Annotated in this window: 15 protein-coding genes, 1 rRNA gene and 1 pseudogene; 12 read left to right on the forward strand and 5 right to left on the reverse strand. The window is 60.2% G+C overall.

Annotated elements, in window-relative coordinates; translation table 11 throughout:
- Positions 1-183 precede the first annotated feature (183 nt).
- From rrf to AO064_RS31640, 3 genes and pseudogenes are all read left to right on the forward strand, one after another.
- A 5S ribosomal RNA gene (gene rrf / locus AO064_RS03930) occupies positions 184-299 on the forward strand.
- A gap of 465 nt (positions 300-764) precedes the next feature.
- A pseudogene (locus tag AO064_RS31635) lies at positions 765-1742 on the forward strand (cache domain-containing protein); the annotation flags it as partial.
- Between the two features lie 117 nt (positions 1743-1859).
- Positions 1860-2645: a methyl-accepting chemotaxis protein gene (locus AO064_RS31640; protein ID WP_370636097.1), complete on the forward strand. Its 786-nt coding sequence runs from the start codon at positions 1860-1862 to the stop codon at positions 2643-2645.
- A 39-nt stretch (positions 2646-2684) separates the two neighbouring features.
- Here the strand turns inward: AO064_RS31640 and AO064_RS03940 are convergent, their stop codons facing one another.
- From AO064_RS03940 to AO064_RS03960, 5 genes are all read right to left on the reverse strand, one after another.
- The gene (locus tag AO064_RS03940) at positions 2685-3143 is read right to left on the reverse strand and encodes an SRPBCC family protein (RefSeq protein ID WP_064052460.1); all 459 of its coding nucleotides are present in this window, start codon (positions 3141-3143) and stop codon (positions 2685-2687) included.
- A gap of 19 nt (positions 3144-3162) precedes the next feature.
- Entirely contained in the window at positions 3163-6534 is a 3372-nt protein-coding gene (locus tag AO064_RS03945; RefSeq protein ID WP_064052461.1) for an amino acid adenylation domain-containing protein, read from the reverse strand.
- Positions 6531-7478, reverse strand: coding sequence for a diiron oxygenase (locus AO064_RS03950; protein WP_064052462.1), 948 nt, complete (start codon positions 7476-7478; stop codon positions 6531-6533). Before AO064_RS03950 ends, AO064_RS03945 begins: the two co-directional genes overlap by 4 nt.
- Complete coding sequence (locus AO064_RS03955; protein WP_082893872.1) at positions 7465-8232, reverse strand: DUF3050 domain-containing protein; 768 nt, start codon at positions 8230-8232, stop codon at positions 7465-7467. Before AO064_RS03955 ends, AO064_RS03950 begins: the two co-directional genes overlap by 14 nt.
- A 372-nt stretch (positions 8233-8604) precedes the next feature.
- Positions 8605-9303, reverse strand: coding sequence for a GntR family transcriptional regulator (locus AO064_RS03960; RefSeq protein ID WP_012721561.1), 699 nt, complete (start codon positions 9301-9303; stop codon positions 8605-8607).
- A 311-nt stretch (positions 9304-9614) separates the two neighbouring features.
- Between AO064_RS03960 and AO064_RS03965 the strand changes: the two genes are divergently transcribed.
- The 9 genes from AO064_RS03965 (at position 9615) to AO064_RS04005 (ending at position 19239) form a co-directional block, all read left to right on the forward strand.
- Complete coding sequence (locus tag AO064_RS03965) at positions 9615-10508, forward strand: TauD/TfdA dioxygenase family protein (RefSeq protein ID WP_064052464.1); 894 nt, start codon at positions 9615-9617, stop codon at positions 10506-10508.
- Positions 10509-10522: 14 nt separating this feature from the next.
- On the forward strand, positions 10523-11548 hold the full coding sequence (locus tag AO064_RS03970; RefSeq protein ID WP_064052465.1) for an ABC transporter substrate-binding protein: 1026 nt from the start codon (positions 10523-10525) through the stop codon (positions 11546-11548).
- A gap of 1 nt (position 11549) precedes the next feature.
- Entirely contained in the window at positions 11550-12404 is an 855-nt protein-coding gene (locus tag AO064_RS03975) for an ABC transporter ATP-binding protein (RefSeq protein WP_064052466.1), read from the forward strand.
- A gap of 11 nt (positions 12405-12415) precedes the next feature.
- Positions 12416-13264: an ABC transporter permease gene (locus tag AO064_RS03980; RefSeq protein ID WP_064052467.1), complete on the forward strand. Its 849-nt coding sequence runs from the start codon at positions 12416-12418 to the stop codon at positions 13262-13264.
- Between the two features lie 132 nt (positions 13265-13396).
- Positions 13397-13990 carry a TonB family protein gene (locus tag AO064_RS03985; protein WP_170171902.1) on the forward strand — a complete coding sequence of 198 codons (594 nt, stop codon included), beginning with the start codon at positions 13397-13399 and terminating at the stop codon, positions 13988-13990.
- Between the two features lie 52 nt (positions 13991-14042).
- The gene (locus AO064_RS03990) at positions 14043-14963 is read left to right on the forward strand and encodes a LysR family transcriptional regulator (RefSeq protein WP_064052469.1); all 921 of its coding nucleotides are present in this window, start codon (positions 14043-14045) and stop codon (positions 14961-14963) included.
- 224 nt (positions 14964-15187) lie between these two features.
- Entirely contained in the window at positions 15188-16723 is a 1536-nt protein-coding gene (locus AO064_RS03995; protein ID WP_064052470.1) for an MFS transporter, read from the forward strand.
- A 15-nt stretch (positions 16724-16738) separates the two neighbouring features.
- A complete protein-coding gene (locus AO064_RS04000) occupies positions 16739-17797 on the forward strand; it encodes an HlyD family secretion protein (protein WP_012721569.1) in 1059 nt (352 codons plus the stop codon).
- Entirely contained in the window at positions 17794-19239 is a 1446-nt protein-coding gene (locus AO064_RS04005) for an efflux transporter outer membrane subunit (protein ID WP_064052471.1), read from the forward strand. The genes AO064_RS04000 and AO064_RS04005 overlap by 4 nt, the downstream gene beginning before the upstream one ends.
- Positions 19240-19260: the final 21 nt, after the last annotated feature.

Genomic DNA, 19260 nt, shown 5'->3' on the forward strand with positions numbered 1-19260 from the left:
AACTCAGTAGTGAAACGATGCATCGCCGATGGTAGTGTGGGGTTTCCCCATGTGAGAGTAGGTCATCGTCAAGATTAAATTCCAGAACCCCTGTTTGCTAACGCAAACAGGGGTTTTGTTTATGTAGAAGTCCATGAATTTAACCGGCACGTTGCTAACAAGACGGTCCGGTGCACAGAATTTCTTGACGACCATAGAGCATTGGAACCACCTGATCCCATCCCGAACTCAGCAGTGAAACGATGCATCGCCGATGGTAGTGTGGGGTTTCCCCATGTGAGAGTAGGTCATCGTCAAGATTGAATTCCGAAACCCCTGTCTGCTAGCGCAGACAGGGGTTTTTTCGTTTAAGAGAGGCGGCAGTTGATAGATCCTCGGTAAGCATGTTCGATTTATTCACGTCGTCAGTGATCGATTACCAGGCCATTGCATGACATGCAAAAACCTACGAGGCATCTTGATTCCGGAGCTCCTGCTCTGTTGCAGCAAGTTCACAAAGGCGCCTTGCGCGCACGTATCTGCGGCACGACCCTGGCGACTGAAAGGATCCGCATCACCGATCCGTTATCGCCTACCACCGGTCGGTTTCCCTCGCGAAAACAGGATATACCTCACAATCCCCTAAGATTTGCCCTGCTTTGGCCGAAAGCCTGATGAGCCATGCGTGCACCGAAATAGAGCGGTCAGAGAGTCCGCCTATACCGTTACATGGAATGTTCCACTCGGCACGCTCACACCCCCATTTGGCAAAAGAAGTCGGTGAAATGAATCTTAAGTTCAGTCATAAAATTCTGTTGGCCGCGTCAGGCGTTGTGGTTCTAGCCTTCGCGTTATTCACGCTTTACAACGACTACCTGCAGCGCAGCACCATCAAGCAAAACCTGGATTCCTCCATCCAGCAATCCGGCGAGCTTACCGCCAGTAGTGTGCAGAACTGGCTCAGTGGGCGAATTCTAGTACTCGAAAGCCTGGCGCAAAATATTGCCCACCAGGGCACTGGCGCAGACCTCCCGGGCTTGGTCGATCAACCTGCCCTCACAGCAAATTTCCAGTTCACCTATGTCGGCCAAACCAACGGTGTGTTCACCCAGCGTCCAGATGCGAAGATGCCTGATGGCTACGACCCCCGTCAGCGTCCTTGGTACAAGCAAGCTGTAGCCACTGATAAAACCATGCTCACCCCGCCTTACATGGCCGCAGTGGGTGGGCAGATCGTGACCATCGCGATGCCGGTGAAAAAGAACGGTGAACTGCTGGGTGTCGTCGGTGGTGACCTGAGCCTGCAAACCCTGGTGAAGATCATCAACTCTGTGGATTTCGGCGGCATCGGCCATGCGTTTCTGGTCAGCGGCGATGGCCAGGTCATCGTCAGTCCTGACCAGGACCAGGTGATGAAGAACCTTAAGGACATCTATCCAGGCTCCCCTGTGCGTATCGAGAAGGTCAGTCAGGATGTCGTCCTCAATGGCCAGGATCGTATTTTGTCGTTCACCCCGATCAGCGGCCTGCCAGATGCGGATTGGTACATTGGTCTGTCGATCGATAAAGACAAGGCCTACACACCGCTGGGTAAATTCCGTACATCAGCGTTGATTGCCATGTTGATTGCGGTGGTGGCGATCGCAGTGCTCTTGAGCCTGCTGATCCAAGTACTGCTGCGGCCTCTGACCACTATGGGCGTTGCCATGCAGGACATCGCTCAGGGCGAGGGCGACCTGACTCGTCGCCTGGACGTCACCAGCAAGGACGAGTTTGGCGAGGTAGGCAGTGCATTCAATCAATTCGTGGAGCGTATCCACGCCTCCATCTCCGAAGTGTCTTCAGCAACACGCCAGGTGCATGACTTGTCCCAGCGCGTAATGGCATCGTCCAACGCCTCGATCATCGGTTCCGACGAGCAGAGCGCGCGCACTAACAGCGTGGCTGCCGCGATCAACGAGCTGGGTGCAGCCACTCAGGAAATCGCGCGTAATGCTGCCGACGCCTCGCAGCACGCGAGCGGTGCCAGTGAACAGGCTGACGATGGGCGCAAAGTGGTGGAGCAAACCATTTTGGCGATGTCGGAACTGTCGCAAAAGATCAGCCTGTCCTGCACCCAGATTGAAACCCTGAATGCCAGCACCGACAACATCGGTCACATTCTTGATGTCATCAAAGGCATCTCCCAGCAGACCAACCTGCTTGCGCTCAACGCCGCGATCGAGGCTGCCCGTGCCGGGGAGGCTGGCCGCGGGTTTGCCGTGGTCGCTGATGAAGTGCGTAACCTGGCCCACCGTACGCAAGAGTCGGCTGAAGAAATCCACAAAATGATCACCTCGTTGCAAGTGGGTTCGCGTGAAGCGGTGAGCACGATGAACGCCAGCCAGACCTCCAGCGAAGAAAGTGTCCAAGTGGCCAACCAGGCGGGTGAGCGGCTGATCAGCGTGACGAAGAGGATCGTTGAAATCGATGGCATGAACCAATCGGTCGCTGCCGCCACCGAAGAGCAGACTGCAGTAGTGGAAACACTCAATGTCGACATCAATCAGATCAACCTGCTGAACCAGCAAGGCGTGACCAATCTCAACGAAACGTTGAAGGACTGCGACGCGTTGTCCCAGCAGGCCAGCCGCTTGAAACAGCTGGTCGACAGTTTCAAGATCTGACGGTGATTGAACAGGAGCGAGCCCTCTCGCTCCTGCTCCTCAACCCAGCATATGGCGCACATTTCCCAAAGCGTTGTCGGCGAATGTTTGTACAAACTGTTCAAACTCCGCCTGCGCCATTTCTGCCGGTTCGCCGATCAGCGTCCAGGTCGCCCTTGAACCGCTTGAACCGAGTGCTTCCACGCGCATCGCCGCCCACAATCGAGCTACGCCCAGCGTGTTATAGATCGTTGTCCAGGTCATGCTCATGGCATCTTCGTCCCGGCTATTGAGTTGCTCCACGACGCAATGACCATCGTGGAAAAACTTGGTGCGCAAAGCGCCCACGCCTTCCCCCGTCATTTCGATGTGCGACAGGGCCGGAATAAAGGCATCAAAGCCTGCAAAGTGACCCACCACCCCCCACAGTCGCATGGCCTCGCAGTTGACCACGACAGAGGCCACCACCGGCATGCCAGTTGGGTTGTGAATCAATGTATCGGGTTGCAGCGGTTTCATGAGGTTGTCCTTAATCCGTTCAAAGAAAGCCGATAGCCTTGAGGTAGTCGCAGCCCCTTTGCAGCAGCGATGCGTTCTTTTCGGGGTAGCGGGTGCCCATTGCTTCCACTGCCCGACGTGCGTTGTTGCAGTGGATCATTGAGGTGTCGCCAATGTCGTCACCCAGCCCATCCAGATAAAAGCCCAGTACGCCAAACAGCGCGTTTTCGCGGCTTACCGTGCGCAGCGCCCTTTGCCAGTGCGCCACACTGACGCGCTCGAATTCGTAGCCCGCCCGGCTGAATGCATCCAAATATTGATCCCAGCTCAAAGGCTGTGGGTTATGCAGGTTGAAGACGTTTCGCCTCGCTTCAAAATGGCCGCAGTGGAACGCGAGAAACCGAGCAAAAAAATCCACAGGCATCAGGTCGAAGTTCACTTCCAAACGGGGCACCAAGCCCAATTGCAGCGAGCCTTTTAGCATCAGCATCAGGCGATTTTTCTGCGGCTGACACACACCGCTCCGGCTGTTGAAACTGATGTTCCCCGGGCGGTGAATGTTTACCCAGGAACCTTGCTTGACCGCGCGCCCCAGCCAGCGCTCGGCGACCCATTTGGACAAGTTGTAGCCATTTTTGATGTAGATCGGCAGGGTCTGCGCGGCAGGGGTTTCGAGGACGTGGCCATGTGCGTCGGTGTCGCTGCAGGCCGACAAGGTCGAGATGAAATTGAGCACTTTCTTGCAGTGGGTCTCACACAGGCGCAGGCACTCCAGCAGTGGGGCGACGTTGTCCTTTACCAACGAGGCGTAGTCCATCACGTGATTGACCCGCGCGGCGTTGTGCACGAGCACACCGTAGTCCCGTGCAAGGTGCTCATACGTATCGCAAGCCAAGCCCAGGCGTGGTTGGCTGATATCCGCGGCATAGACCTGCACCCGGCTCAAGTCCAAGTGTTCAAGACGGTGTTCGCGCAACGCCTGAGCGAATCGCGTGGTTGCGGCTTGTCCCGGCAGCTCCCGCACCAGGCACGCCACGTGGGTTGCACCATTGGCCAACAGCGCCTCGACGATATGCACACCGATAAAACTGTTTGCGCCTGTCACGATCACTTTGTTGCAATCACCAACGCGCTCTACAGGCAGTACCTGAACAACGTCTTCCCTCTGTGCATCCTGAAGCGCCTGGCCGGAAGCTGCTTCAGGCAGCGCCCCATCCTCGATCAGCAGCGCAAGCGTGCGAATCGTTGGTGCTTCAAAGAAGCGGTTCAACGGCAGGCTGCGGCCAAACTGCTCGCGGATACGCAGTAACAACATCGACAGCAACATGGAGTGGCCGCCGAGATTGAAGAAGCTGTCATCAATTGACAGCTCGCCCACTGGCAACCGCAACAACTCACGCCATAACGCCACCAGTTGCATGTGAAGGGCCGTTTGCGCAGCCTGCCCGGCGCTATTCAACGTGGGGTGGGCCGGCAACGCCAGCAAGGCCTGGCGGTCGACCTTGCCGTTACTGGAGCAAGGCAGGCTGGGTAGCTCGGCCCACAAGTCGGGCTGCAGGTAATCAGGCAGCCACTGCCGTGCATGCTGTTTCAAGCCGGCTAGCGTCGCGCCAGGCTCCGGTTGGGCGACGACACCACGAATCTTGCGTTCACTATCAATGACCACCGCCACCTGGCGATACAGTCGACTGTCGCGCAGGCACTGTTCGATTTCCTGAGGCGCGACCCGGATTCCGCGAATCTTCACCTGCGCATCGCGCCTGCCGCCCAGCTCGATACCCTCGGCAGTCCACTTCGCAAGGTCGCCACTGCGATAGGCCCGCAGGGGCTTGCCACCCGGCAGGGCCAGCGTCATGAAAGGGTCGTCGGGCAACTGCGCTGCATTTAAATACCCCAGGCCTACCCCAGGGCCGACGATGTACAGCTCGCCCATCACCTGTTCGTCCACCGGTTGCAGGTTATCGTCGAGGATCAGCACTTGGCTGTTGGCGATGGGGCGGCCCAGGTTGCGATTGCCATCCCCGGCTTGCAGGATGCGATGCGTGACCAGTACCGTCGCTTCGGTGGGACCGTAGAGGTTGTGCAGGTGGCATTGGCCTGCCAAGCGTTCGATCACATAAGGCTCGCAGGCATCGCCGCCGGTCAACAGATGCGTCAGGCCCAGGGGTTTATCAAGCGGCAAGAGGCTGAGCAGCGCCGGCGGCAAGAACGCATGGGTGATGCGCCGTTGCCGAATCAGCTCGACCAATTGCTGCGGATCGCGCCGTTGCGTCTCGCTGGGGATGATCAACTCCGCGCCGGCGATCAGGCTGGGGAAAATGTCCATCAGCGATGCATCGAAATTCACCGAGGCGAACTGCAGCACACGACTCTGTTCACTCAGCGCCATTTGGCTGGCAAACCAAGCGCTGAAATGGGCGAGATTGTCCTGGCCGAGCAGTACACCCTTGGGCCGTCCCGTGGTGCCCGAGGTGAAGAGCGCCATGCAAGGTGCTTCAAGGTCGATGCAAGGAGGCCGCAATGGTCGTGCAGTGTCTGGCGCGCCGAGATTGCCGACGTCCAGCGAAACGAAGTGCTCACGCAATGGATGGCTGCCGTCATCCAGCAATACGCGGGCGCCTGCACTTTCCAGCATGGCCTGCTGGCGTTGTGATGGGTGGTCGGGCGCCAGCGGCAGGTACACCGCGCCGCAGCCGAGCACTGCGAGAATACTGGCGTACAACGCGATGGATTTTTCCAGGCAAACACCGACTACGGCGGGTGCCTCAATGCCCTCCAGTAGCCGTTCCAGCCGCTGCTGGATGGCGAGCATCTGAGTCTGCAGTTGCCGGTAAGTCGTCACATTGCCCGCGATGTTCAGGGCAGGTCGCTCGGCGAAGGTGAGAAGGCTGGCCTGCAATCGCTCGATCACCGGCACCTGGGCTGCCTGCCACACGGCCGGGTCCGCCGTGCGATTAAACCGATGCAGAAACGCCACCGCTTCCAGCCCCTGCATGCCTTGCTCAGGCCAGGCATTGGCGCAGGCTTCTGGGGGCAAATACTCAGGGTCACGTGCAAAACGACTGATGTGCAAGGCAACCCATTCCGCCAGCACCCGGGTTGCGTGCAAGCGCAGTCGCTGGCCGTTCCCACTGGGCTCTTCGGCAAGGTCCAGCGCGGCAAGCAGGCGCCTGTTGCGGTCATAGCCGCGCAACTGTACGGCGGGCAGCCCGTATTCAGTCAGAGCGCCGATGCCCACGCGCAAGCTGATGCGGGAGGCTTCGGAAAAGCGCCGGGGTACTGGCTGGCTCCCGTCTTCGATCACCCAGTCGGCGGCCTCATCACCAGACCGATGGCCGTACTGCTCCAGCACGTGCTTCACGCTCTCCAGGGCTTGGCTGACACCGACCCATCCAATGGTCAGGCATCTCATGCCGCTCTCCCTGCCAGGGGCAAATAGTCACTCAATGCCTGTGTCACGCTGGGTGTCTGCAGCAATCCGCTACGCTGCAGAAAACCTGTGATGTTACCGATCAGTGGGTGTTGTCGGGTGATGGGGAAATCCAGCGCGTTTACTTCTCGTGTCAGCGCCTGACGGATGTCGGGGTCCACGTCCAGACGTTCGATCAGTTGCAGGTCGAAGGACTTCTGCAGGTCGTTGGTCAGGTAGTGGCTCAAGAATGTTGGCAGCACGTCGGCGATGCCGTCGCGATCCTCCGGGCTCGCCGCTTGCCAGTAGAGGCGTACCAGGCGTGTCCAGAATTGCGCATGACGCCCTTCGTCAGAGAGATGATCGGCCATCATGCCGCGGACCGACGACTTGACGCTGTCGTCCTTGGCGAAGGCGGCGACGTCATGGGTCACCGTGTTTTCGGCGATGGCCACGCCAATCAACTCAACCGCGTCACGCAGGTGTGCCGGGGCCTGCGCCTGTGCTGCCGGCAGGGCGCGACTGAGCTCGATTTGTGCCGGCAGTTCGAGCGGTTCTATACCGGTCATTGCCACAGTCTGTTGCAGGAAATCCAGCGCGACCAGGGCATGGTAATCCTCGTCCACCACGATGGTCATTGCGTCGTAGCGACAGGCGAGGGGGAAGGTGATGGCGAAGCGATTCTTGGCAATGCGGCGGGCGGTCTTGTCGACGATCTCGGTTTCGAAAATCACTACGTCATTGATGAATTTATAGAAGCTTTGCACCAGCACAAAATCGCGCCATTGCGAGCAGTGCTCAAGAAACGTCGCGCCCACTACCAGTGGCTGGCGACACAATGGATAGATCAGATTGCCGTCGTTTTCCAGCACGCGGCGAGGACGTGTGCGAATGGTTGCACGGCACTCCCAATCCTCAGCGATGGAGCGGTAGTCAGCGGTATTCATGGATGCCCCCTTGCAACGAGGCACGCACCGAGTCCCAGAAGGTGATGCGGTTTTCCACCGCGTTGAGTGCAGCGCCAGCAGCTTCCTCTTTGCGGCACGCGTCGGCGCCAATCAGGCGTTGCAGTAACTGTTGCGCCGCTGGCTCATGGCCCTGGGTATCCAATTCGATGTGACGGTTCAGGTAGTGGCCCAGGATAGGCGCCTGTTGATTGATGATCCCGCTACCTTGCAACAAACGTTCGAAGATGGCCGGGATTACACTCTCACGGCCGTGCAGGAACGCTGCGGCAACACAATGGGTCGGGGCATTTAACGCGATAAGCAAGGTGTCCTCGACGAAGCGGGACACGCCCTGCGGTACATTGACCTGTTGCAAGGCTGCCTGGGCCTCGATGCCTCGGCGTTGCAGCGTAATAAAGGCATCGATGGCGGCGGTGCTGGCGCCCACTTCGACCATTGCTTCACGGTACAGCTCGAAGTGGCTGCTATAGCCTCGCTCAGGATGCTCGTCGGACTCCTCACCCAGCACGATCTCGTTGATCAATCGGGCGGCGTGTGGATCGGTCGGGGGGAGCCAGGGTAGCCGCGTGCACGTCAGGTCCTGTTGCAGGCGTTTGGTGAGGGTCATGAAGTCCCATACCGCAAACACATGGCTCTCCATGAAAAGTTGTAACTTACCCAGTGAAGTTATTTCATCAAATAACAGATGGTTGCATAACTGCTGTTTTTTTTGCTCAAGCAAAGTTTGATACATGGTTGATGCCTATAAGTTGTCGCGACTGCTCGTGAAGCAGTGATGGCTTTTGCAGCCGGAAGTAGACAAATAGCGTTCAGTCAGGCCACGCGCAAGGCGCGCCATAGGCCTGGATGGATACGGACAGTTGAAAAGTTTAATGTTCAGCGGAAGATAATAAGCTGATTAAACGTTTGGGTGAGCTTATAAGTGCACTGGATGTTTTTTCGAGAAGTTACATGTGGTGTGTAAAGTGCGTTTTAAAGGTGGGAAGTTTCCTGGGTAGAAGCAGGTTTAGTTTAATCAAGTTGTTTTAATCACGTCATCTGACGCGGCGCTCTCCTTGAGGGGGGGAGCCCCGCAACGCAGGGGGTCGAGCGTTGCGGTGGAAACCTATCTATCGGCTTCTTCAAGGCCATTGAGATAGTTCGCGATGACTTCCATGCCGCGCGTCAGGTGATTGCGCAGTGCCAGGATGCTTTCGTCGAGCTTCTTCTGCGCCACCAGGTTCAGCAGTTCACGGTGATCTTCCTGGGATGTCTCGCCCAGCCCCATCGCTTCAAGGTTGAAGCGCAAAAAACGCTCCTCTTCATTCAAACCGTGTTCGACCAGCTTGAGCAGCCGCTGGTTAGGAGCCTTGCCATACAGGACCATGTGAAACAGTCGATTCAGGCGGCCAATCTCGGTGTAGTCTTTCTCCCGTTCCAAGGCATCGATGTAGGTATTCGCCTCGGCAATATCGGCGGCGGTCAGCAATGGGGTCGACAAGCGCAGCGCTTCCGACTCCAGAAGAATGCGCAAGGCATAGGTCTCAGCCGAGTTGTCCTCAATCAGCGGCGCAACCACTGCGCCCTTGTGCGTCACCACATGCAGCAATGACTGTGCCTCCAACTGGCGCAAGGCTTCGCGGACTGGCATGCGGCTGACCCCGAACAGGCTGGCCAGCTCTTGCTGGCGCATGGCGGTACCACACGGCAACCGCCCATCGAGAATGGCGTTACGCAAGGTTTCTTCAATTACGGAGCGGGCAAGGTGGGCGGGAATCGGCCCGCTGATCTTGATGCTGTTCAAGGGGTTCGGCTTCTGCGTCACGGCTACGCTATCCTCCTTATTAGAATGAGTGTGGCTAATTGGATCCAATGCACACTAGAGACTGCCTGCCGGGTTGTCAAACGGGCAAGGTTTTCGGCTTGTAAGCGGCTAAACACGCGGTTCTTGGCGCCCACACAGCGTTTCTACGACGTCTTACAGTTGAACGTTTCGCTTCGCTGATTTATGCCATCCCGGCCGCCGAAAGCGCCTTTTCGCCGGAACATTCCTGTCTATAGATATTCATTAACGGTATTTAAAATGCCGCTCTTATATCTATAAAGTCACTCTCCTGTCTGACCGGGAGTGAACTCATGTCCGCCGCCTCTACTGTTCCAACAGCGATCCCTACCCACCAAACCTTCGAGATTCGCCCACTTCCCGGCAGTGTCGGTGCCGAGATCATTGGCCTGGACTTGACCCGTGCGATCAACGACAAAGATTTCGCGCGCATCCACCGCGCACATCTGGACCATCATGTCGTGGTCTTCCGTGACCAACGCATCACCCCCGAGCAACAGATCGCCTTCAGCCGTCGCTTTGGCGTGCTGCAGATCCATGTGCTCAAACAGTTCCTGTTGGCCCACCATCCGGAAATCCTGATCGTCTCCAACATCATCGAAAACGGCCAGTCCATCGGCCTGGGGGACGCGGGCAAATTCTGGCATTCGGACCTGTCCTATAAAGAACTGCCGAGCCTGGGCTCGATGCTGCACGCTCAGGAGCTGCCCTCTGAAGGCGGCGACACCTTGTTCGCCGATATGCACAAAGCCTGGGACCAATTGCCCGAGCACTTGCGCAACGCCGTCGAAGGTCGCAGTGCCGCCCACTCCTACACCGCGCGCTACAGCGAAACCAAATTCGAAGGCAACTGGCGCCCCACGTTGACCCCTGAGCAGCTTGCCCAGGTGGCGGAAGTCGTGCACCCCATCGTGCGCACTCACCCGGAAAACGGCCGCAAAGCGCTGTTTGTCAGTGAAGGTTTCACCACCCGCATCGTCGGCCTGCCGGAGGACGAAAGCCGCGACCTGCTGGCCCAACTCTATGCGCACAGCGTGTTGCCGCAAAACATCTACCGCCACCAGTGGCAGCCCCACGATCTGGTGTTCTGGGACAACCGTTCACTGATCCACCTGGCCGCCGGTTGCCCGAGCCATCTGCGCCGCAAGCTGTTTCGTACCACCATCCAGGGCGACGCGCCTTTCTGACTCGGAGCATGACCATGTCCAGGAACATTCCATTTGCACGGCTGGCCGCGACCGTCGGCCTGGGTATCAGCCTGCTGGCTGGCAGCCTGGTCGCGCCAGCGGCCGCGCAGGCCGAAGGCGAGATTCGCATTGCTGAGCAGTTCGGCATCGTCTACCTGTTACTCAACGTGGTACGCGACCAGAACCTGATCGAGAAATACGGCAAGCAGGAAGGCATCGACATCAAGGTGGACTGGACTCAGCTGTCTGGCGGTGCGGCAGTCAACGACGCACTGCTCTCCGGTTCCATCGATATTGCCGGTGCCGGTGTCGGCCCGCTGCTGACCATCTGGGATCGCACCCACGGCAAGCAGAACGTCAAGGCCGTCGCTTCCCTGGGCAACTTCCCGTACTACCTGGTCAGCAACAACCCCAAGGTCAAGACCATCGCCGATTTCACCGAGAAAGATCGCATTGCCGTACCGGCGGTGGGCGTGTCGGTGCAGTCGCGTTTCCTGCAATACGCGGCGGCCAAGCAATGGGGTGACAAGGAATTCAACCGCCTCGACAAGTACACCGTTGCCGTCCCGCACCCGGATGCCACCGCCGCGCTGATCGCTGGCGGCACCGAGCTCACCGGGCACTTTTCCAACCCCCCGTTCCAGGACCAGGCCCTGGCCAACCCGAACGTTCACGTGGTGCTGAACACCTATGACCTGCTCGGCCCGAACTCGCCGACAGTGCTGTTCGCCACCGAGAAATTCCGCAACGACAACCCGAAAACCTACAAGGCGTTCGTCGAGGCATTGACCGAAGCCGCGCAGTTCGTCCAGAACGACAAAGGCGCTGCGGCCGACACTTACATCCGTGTCACCAACGCCAAGATCGACCGCGCCGAGTTGCTGAAAATCATCGACAACCCGCAGTTCGAATTCAGCGTCACGCCGAAAAACACCTACCCGCTGGCGGAATTCCTCTACCGCGTTGGCGCCATCAAGAACAAGCCTGAATCGTGGAAGGATTACTTCTTCCAGGACGCCAAGCCCCTGCAAGGAAGTTGAGATGAACGCGCCCTTGCAAGGCCACGCGGCCAGCAACCTGCACACCACCACCACCCCGCTGCTGGCGGTGGATAACGTCAGCCTGGAATACCGCACCCCCGAGCGCGTGGTGCGGGCCACCCACCAGGTGAGTTTCGAGATCGACCCGGCCGATCGCTACGTGCTGCTCGGCCCTTCGGGCTGCGGTAAGTCCACCTTGCTCAAATCCATCGCCGGGTTTATCAAACCCTGCGAAGGCGAGATCCGCTTGCTGGGCCAGAAGGTCGAGCAACCAGGCCCGGACCGTATCGTGGTGTTCCAGGAATTCGACCAACTGCCGCCCTGGAAAACCGTCAAACAGAACGTGATGTTTCCGCTGCTGGCCTCGAAAACCCTGAAGCGCGCCGAAGCCGAAGAACGTGCATTGCACTACCTCGACAAAGTGGGCCTCACGGCCTTTGCCGATGCCTACCCACACACCCTTTCCGGCGGTATGAAAGCCCGCGTCGCCATCGCCCGTGCCCTGGCCATGCAGCCGAAAATCCTGTTGATGGACGAACCCTTCGCCGCCCTCGACGCGCTGACCCGGCGCAAGATGCAGGAAGAGTTGCTGCTGCTATGGGAAGAAGTGCGTTTCACCCTGCTGTTCGTCACCCACTCCATTGAGGAAGCGCTGGTGGTGGGTAATCGCATCCTGTTGCTGTCGCCCCACCCGGGGCGCGTGCGCGCGGAAATCCACAGCCATCAATACGACCTGCACAGCCTCGGCGGTGTGGACTTCCAGGCGTCGGCGCGGCGCATTCATCGCCTGCTGTTCGATGAAGCGCCCGAGGCCGAACGTGAGTTGGGTTTCGCCGATATCCGCATCGCTTACTGAAGGGACAACCCATGCGCCAGGAATACGAAATCACCCTCGAGCCGTTGCTCAGTGTCCCCGTGGAACGCGAGCTGCCGCTGCGTCAACGTTTGTGGCAACAAGGCTGGCTGCGCAAGGGCCTGATCCTGATCGTGCTCGCTATCCTCTGGGAAGCCGTTGCGCGTTATCAGAACAACGACCTGCTGTTGCCGAGCTTCTTGCAGACCTTTCACGCACTGTACGACGGCCTGCTCAGCGGTGAATTGCTCAGCAAAGTCAGCATTTCGCTGGTGGTGCTGATCAAGGGCTACCTGATCGGCATTGTGCTGGCGTTTGCCCTGACCACCTTGGCGGTATCAACCCAACTGGGCCGTGATCTGCTGAGCACCCTGACCTCGATGCTCAACCCGCTGCCGGCGATTGCCTTGCTGCCGCTGGCGCTGCTGTGGTTCGGCCTGGGGCAGAACAGCCTGATTTTCGTGCTGGTGCATTCGGTGCTGTGGGCGTTGGCGCTCAACACCTATTCGGGGTTCCTCGGCGTGTCCGAAACCCTGCGCATGGCTGGCCGCAATTACGGCCTCAAGGGCATGCGTTTTGTGCTGTTCATCCTCATCCCTGCGGCGCTGCCGTCGATCCTCGCGGGCCTCAAGATTGGCTGGGCCTTTGCCTGGCGCACATTGATCGCCGCCGAACTGGTGTTCGGTGCTACCAGCGGCAAGGGTGGCCTGGGGTGGTACATCTTCCAGAACCGCAACGAGCTGTACACCGACAAGGTGTTTGCCGGGTTGGCGGTGGTGATCATGATCGGCCTGCTTGTGGAAAATCTGGTGTTTGACACGTTCGAGCGCCTGACCGTGAAGCGCTGGGGCATGCAGCGCTAAACAGGAATGATTGCTCTTTGTCCGCCGTGAACCCGATAATGCCGGCCAAATCTGACGTCGCCCTGGCGTCAGGTGTGCCCGGTAAAAGGATTTACGACGATGCGATTTTTTGTGTTGGTGGCGGCTTTGTGTTTGTCGACTTCGGTTCTGGCGGAATTCGTGCCTGAAGTGGTCACCATGCCCAAGCCGCTGTACCCCAGCCATCTGATAGCCACCCAGGGGCACGCACGCATCAGCCTGAACATTCATAACGACGGTACGGTCAGCGACGTCAAAGCGCTCAGCGCCACCAAGCCGGCATTTGGTGAAGCCGCCGTGGCGGCGGCCACGCTATGGCGTTTCAAGCCCTGGACGGTAGAGGCCGATCGGCCCGCAGTGCTCCAGGCGCAAAACGATATGGTGTTCACACCCGAACCGGTGAGAAAGGAAACCACTCAACTGACCTTTACCCAGACCACCTACCAATCCTGCAGCACGCTGACCGAAGAAGTCAGCCAGTTCCGTCGCGAACATCCCACGCGCCCCTTGATCGCAATGAAGAGCTTTGCCATTACCCGAGTCGCGGTGATGTTCCCGGCGCTGAGCGGTAAGAGCGACTACAACGAGGGCCTGACTCGCGCCGACGAACTGGAAAATGCCCTGCCGGACATCGTGCGCAAATGCCAGGCCCATCCCAAAGCCGCCTTTGCGGACTACCTGCCCCGCAACCTGAAGCCTTACCTGTAAAGCCTGCTACGATTGCGCTCAATTCACGCCCCGTTGATCACGAGTGCTTGGCATGCAACTACCGGACATGAACCTGCTGGTCGCCCTCGACGCCTTGCTCGACGAGGGCAGTGTGGTTGGCGCCGCGCGCCGCATGAACCTCAGCCCGGCGGCCATGAGCCGCACCCTGACGCGTATTCGCGAAGCGGTGGGCGACCCGATCCTGGTGCGCGCCGGTCGCGGCCTGGTGCCCACGCCTAAGGCGCTGCAGCTGCAAGGCCAGGTGCGCAACGTTGTCGAGCAGGCGGCGCTGCTGTTCCGCTCGGCGGACCAAGTGGATCTGAGCACCTTGCGCCGCCGCTTCAGCGTGCGCGCCAATGACTTCTTTATCGGCGTATACGGCGGGCGGCTGTTCGACACCATGGAGCGCCTGGCGCCCCTGTGCGAGCTGTGCTTCGTGCCCGAAGGCGACACCGATGACGAGGCCCTGCGCGAAGGGCGCCTGGATTTACGCGTGAGCAACACCATGCCGGCCAGCCCCGAGGTGAAGGTGCAGAACCTGTTCTCCACCACCTTCGTCGGCCTGGCGCGGGAAGACCACCCGTTGTTCGACGAAGAAATCACCGCCGCACGTTTCGCCAGTTATTCCCATATCAGCATCTCGCGGCGCGGCATCGCACGGGGGCCGATCGATACCGCGCTGAATGCCCAGGGCCTGGAGCGCCGCGTGGCGATGATCGCCCCAGGCTTTCACGGCGCGATGTTCATGCTGCCCGACTCCGACCTGATCCTGCCGGTGCCTAAGGAGGCGCTGTTGAGTGCCAATCGCCTGAAGCTGCCACTGCGCGCATTCACCCTGCCTATCTCGCTGCCGACGCTGGTATTGGCCCAATCCTGGCACCCGCGATTCGACAAAGACCCCGCCCACAAATGGCTGCGCGAAACCCTGCGCGAGAGCTGCCACGCCACGTGGCTCGAAGCCCAGCCGGCCTGAAGTGAACTCGGTGAATGTGGGAGCTGGCTTGCCTGCGATTGCGGTCTGACTGTTCCAAATGGATCACTGACCCACCGCTATCGCCGGCAAGCCAGCTCCCACAGAGGTTGGTGTTTATCGTGATTGTTGCGTCTGGTGCAGTTACACACTGCCAACAAGTAACTTTTTGTCATGTTTGTGCCTGATTAAACTGCTCGGGTATTTATCATTCGAGCTACTTGTTCATGACGTCCCTCGCTGCACCCACCCTTGCGGCCGCAGCCAAGCCCACTGCCATGACCCCGCCCGTGTTCGGCCCGCGCATCATCATCGGGCTGGTCGGCGTGTTGCTGGCGGTGCTGGTCTCCGGTCTCAACGAGATGGTCACCAAAGTGGCCCTCGCCGATATTCGCGGGGCGCTGTACATCGGGTTTGACGAAGGCACCTGGCTGGTCGCGGCCTACACCGCCACCTCGGTATCAGCCATGGCCTTTGCACCCTGGTGTTCGGTGACTTTTTCCCTGCGCCGCTTCACCCTCTGGGCGATCGGAGTGTTTACGGTGCTGGGGATCCTGTGCCCGTTCGCGCCGAACTACGAAAGCCTGCTGCTGCTACGCACCGTGCAAGGCCTGGCCGGTGGTGCGCTGCCGCCGATGCTGATGACCGTGGCGCTGCGTTTCCTGCCGGCCAACGTCAAGCTGTACGGCCTGGCCGGCTACGCCCTCACCGCCACCTTCGGCCCGAGCCTGGGCACGCCGCTGGCGGCAATGTGGACCGAGTACGTCGGCTGGCAGTGGGCGTTCTGGCAGATCGTTGCGCCGTGTCTGCTGGCCATGGCCGCCGTGGCCTACGGGCTGCCGCAGGACCCGTTGCGCCTGGAGCGCTTCAAGCAGTTCAACTGGCGCGGCCTGCTGCTGGGCTTCCCGGCGATCTGCATGCTGGTGATCGGCATCCTGCAAGGCAATCGCCTGGACTGGTTCGAGTCGGGCCTGATCACCTTCCTGCTGTCGGGTGGCAGCGTGTTGTTGGTGCTGTTCATGGTGAACGAGTGGTCGCACCCGATGCCGTTTTTCAAATTGCAGATGCTCGGGCTGCGCAACCTGTCGTTCGCCCTGATTGTGTTGGCGGGCGTGCTGATGGTGCTGACCTCGGTGATCATCATCCCGTCGAGTTTTCTCGCCCAGGTCCAGGGGTACCGTCCGCTGCAAACCGCGCCGGTGATGCTGTTGATGGCGATCCCGCAATTGATCGCGCTGCCGCTGGTGGCGGCGCTGTGCAACCTGCGCTGGGTCGATTGCCGCTGGGTGCTCGGGATCGGCCTGGGGATGCTGGTGCTGTGCTGCGTGGGCAGTGCGCACCTGACCTCGGCCTGGATTCGCGATGACTTCTACGACCTGTACCTGCTGCAAATTTTCGGACAACCGATGGCCGTGTTGCCGCTGCTGATGCTCTCCACCGGCAGCATCCAGCCAACGGACGGCCCGTTCGCCTCAGCCTGGTTCAACACCATTAAAGGCCTGGCCGCCGTGATTGCCACCGGCGTGCTCGACACCTTGGCCACCCAGCGCCTGCACTTCCACTCGACTCTGCTGGTGGACCGCCTGGGCAACTCACCCCTGGCCGACGGCGACGCGCCGGGCTTGGCGCACCGTCTGCACGAGCAGGCCGTGGTGCTGACCTCTTCGGATCTCTATTACGTCATGGCCGCAGTCGCGGCGGCGTTGATCCTGCTGATTTTCTGGATGCCCACGCGGATTTTCCCGCCTCGTGCACCGACTTGATTGAAAGGACTGCTCATGAAACGCAAAGACAAAATTGCCGTCTCCGTTATCGCGGTATTCGCCGTCGGCGTGCTGGTGTACCTGGTCGCGCCGGGCGTGCTCGGCAGCAAGCGCCAGACCACCAACGACGCCTTCGTCGCCGCTGACTTCACCCTGGTGGCGCCGCGCGTGGCGGGCTTCATCAAAGAGGTGCTGGTGGAGGACAACCAGCGCGTCAAGGCCGGGCAACTGTTGGCGCTGATCGACGACCGCGATTTCCGCGCCGCCGCCCAGGCTGCTGACGCTGATACGTTGGTCGCCCAGGCCCAACTGAAAAATGCCACCGCCACCCTCGAGCGCCAAAGCTCGGTGATCGCCCAGGCCCAGGCCACCGTCGCAGCGGACCGCGCCGAAGTGGCTTTTGCCGAACACGAACTCAATCGCTACAACCACCTCGCCGGTGTCGGCGCCGGCACCGTGCAGAACGCCCAGCAAGCCAAGACCCGCATCGACCAGGCCACCGCGCGCCTGGCGAACGCGACGGCGGTGCTGGCGGCCGAACGCAAGCAAGTGGAGATCCTCACCGCCCAGCGCGATGCCGCCGAAGGTGGGCTCAAGCGTGCCCAGGCCGCGCTGGAATTGGCCAGTTATCAACTGTCCTACACGCGCATCGTCGCGCCGGTGGATGGCATGGTCGGCGAACGTGCGGTGCGCGTTGGCGCGTATGTGACGCCGGGCAGCAAGATCCTCGCGGTGGTGCCGCTGGAAGAGGCGTACGTGGTGGCCAACTTCCAGGAAACCCAGCTTTCTCATATGCACGCCGGCCAGGCCGTGCAGGTGCGCGTCGACAGCCTCGACGGTGAGTTGCTCAACGGCCATCTGGAAAGCCTCGCGCCTGCGACGGGTGTGACGTTCGCCTCGGTCAAACCCGACAACGCCACCGGCAACTTCACCAAGGTCGTGCAGCGGATTCCGGTGAAGATCGTCCTCGAACCCAACCAGGCACTCACCGAACGCCTGCGGGTCGGCATGTCGGTGGAAGCCAGCGTCGACACCCAGCCCGTTGCGCAGCAGCGTGAGGTGGCCCAGCAATGAAGCGAATTGCCTGGCTCACCTTGAGCCTTATCAGCCTGAGTGCCTGCACGGTCGGCCCGGACTTCCACAAGCCCCAGAGCCTGCCAGTGTCGCAATGGAACGAGCCCCAGGGTCGTCAGGCGACCAGCCGTGCCGTCAGCGATCCCTTGCAGGAGCGCTGGTGGGATGTGTTTCACGACGCGCAACTCTCGGCCCTCACCCGTCGCGCGCTCACCGATAACCTTGACCTGAAACTGGCCAGCAGTCGCCTGCAACAAAGCCGTGCCGTACGCCAGGTGACCACAGCCGATCGTTATCCCAACCTCAGCGCCAACGGTGATTACCTGCGCCAACGCAACAGCGGCAAAGGCCTAAGCGACCCGTCCGGCAATAACGGTCGTTCGGCGTTCAACCAGTGGGACATGGGCTTTTCTGCCTCTTGGGAGTTGGACTTCTGGGGCCGTGTGAAACGCGAAACCGAAGCCGCTGACGCCACCCTGCAAGTCGCCGAAGACGACCGCCGCGCTGTGCTGTTGTCGGTACTCGCCGAGACCGCCCAGGACTACATCCAACTGCGCGGCGTACAGAACACCCGCGCCGTCACCGAGCAGAACCTCGACGTCGCCCGCCACAGCCTCAAGCTGTCACAGTTGCGCCTGGCCGATGGCGTGGCGACTGACCTGGACGTCGCCGAAGCCGCCGCCCAGGTCGCGGCCATCGAAGCGCGTCTGCCGGATCTGCAACAGCGTCAGGACCAACTGATCAATGCCCTCAGCCTGTTGATGGGCGAGCCGCCGCAGGCCCTTCACGCGCAGTTGTCCAAGGACGCCGCCGTGCCGCAAACCCAGCGCCAGGTTGCGATTGGCCTGCCGTCGGAACTGGCCGAGCGCCGCCCGGACATCCGCCAGGCCGAAGCCCGCCTGCACGCCGCCACCGCCAGCATCGGCGTTGCCAAAGGCGACTTCTACCCGCGCATCACCTTGTCCGGCAGCCTCGGCTCCCAGGCCATGCAACTCTCGGATCTCGGTTCTTGGGGCTCCCGCGCTTTTGCCTTCGGGCCGCAGTTCAGCTTGCCGCTGTTCAACGGCGGGCGCCTGCAAGGCATGGTGAACCTGCGCGAAGCCCAACAACAGGAAGCGGCGCTCGCGTACCAGCAAACCGTGCTGCGGGCCTGGCATGAGATCGACGACCAGTTGACCCGCTACAACGCCAGCCAACTGCGCCGCGACAGCCTCGCCGAAGCCGTGCGGCAGAACCAGATTGCCCTGAGTACCGCTCAGCAGCAGTACGTGGAAGGCGTGGTGGATTTCGTCAACGTGCTCACCGTGCAAAGCGCGCTGCTGGCCACGCAAGAGCAGTGGGTGGAAAGCTCGACCGGCGTGTCCCTGGCCATGGTTGGCCTGTACAAAGCGTTGGGTGGCGGCTGGGAATCGGTGTATCCGCTGCAAACCGCTGGGCGCTGAACGGCAAAGCTACAGATTGAA

It is taken from the genome of Pseudomonas marginalis, assembly GCF_001645105.1.
Lineage (GTDB): Bacteria > Pseudomonadota > Gammaproteobacteria > Pseudomonadales > Pseudomonadaceae > Aquipseudomonas > Aquipseudomonas petroselini.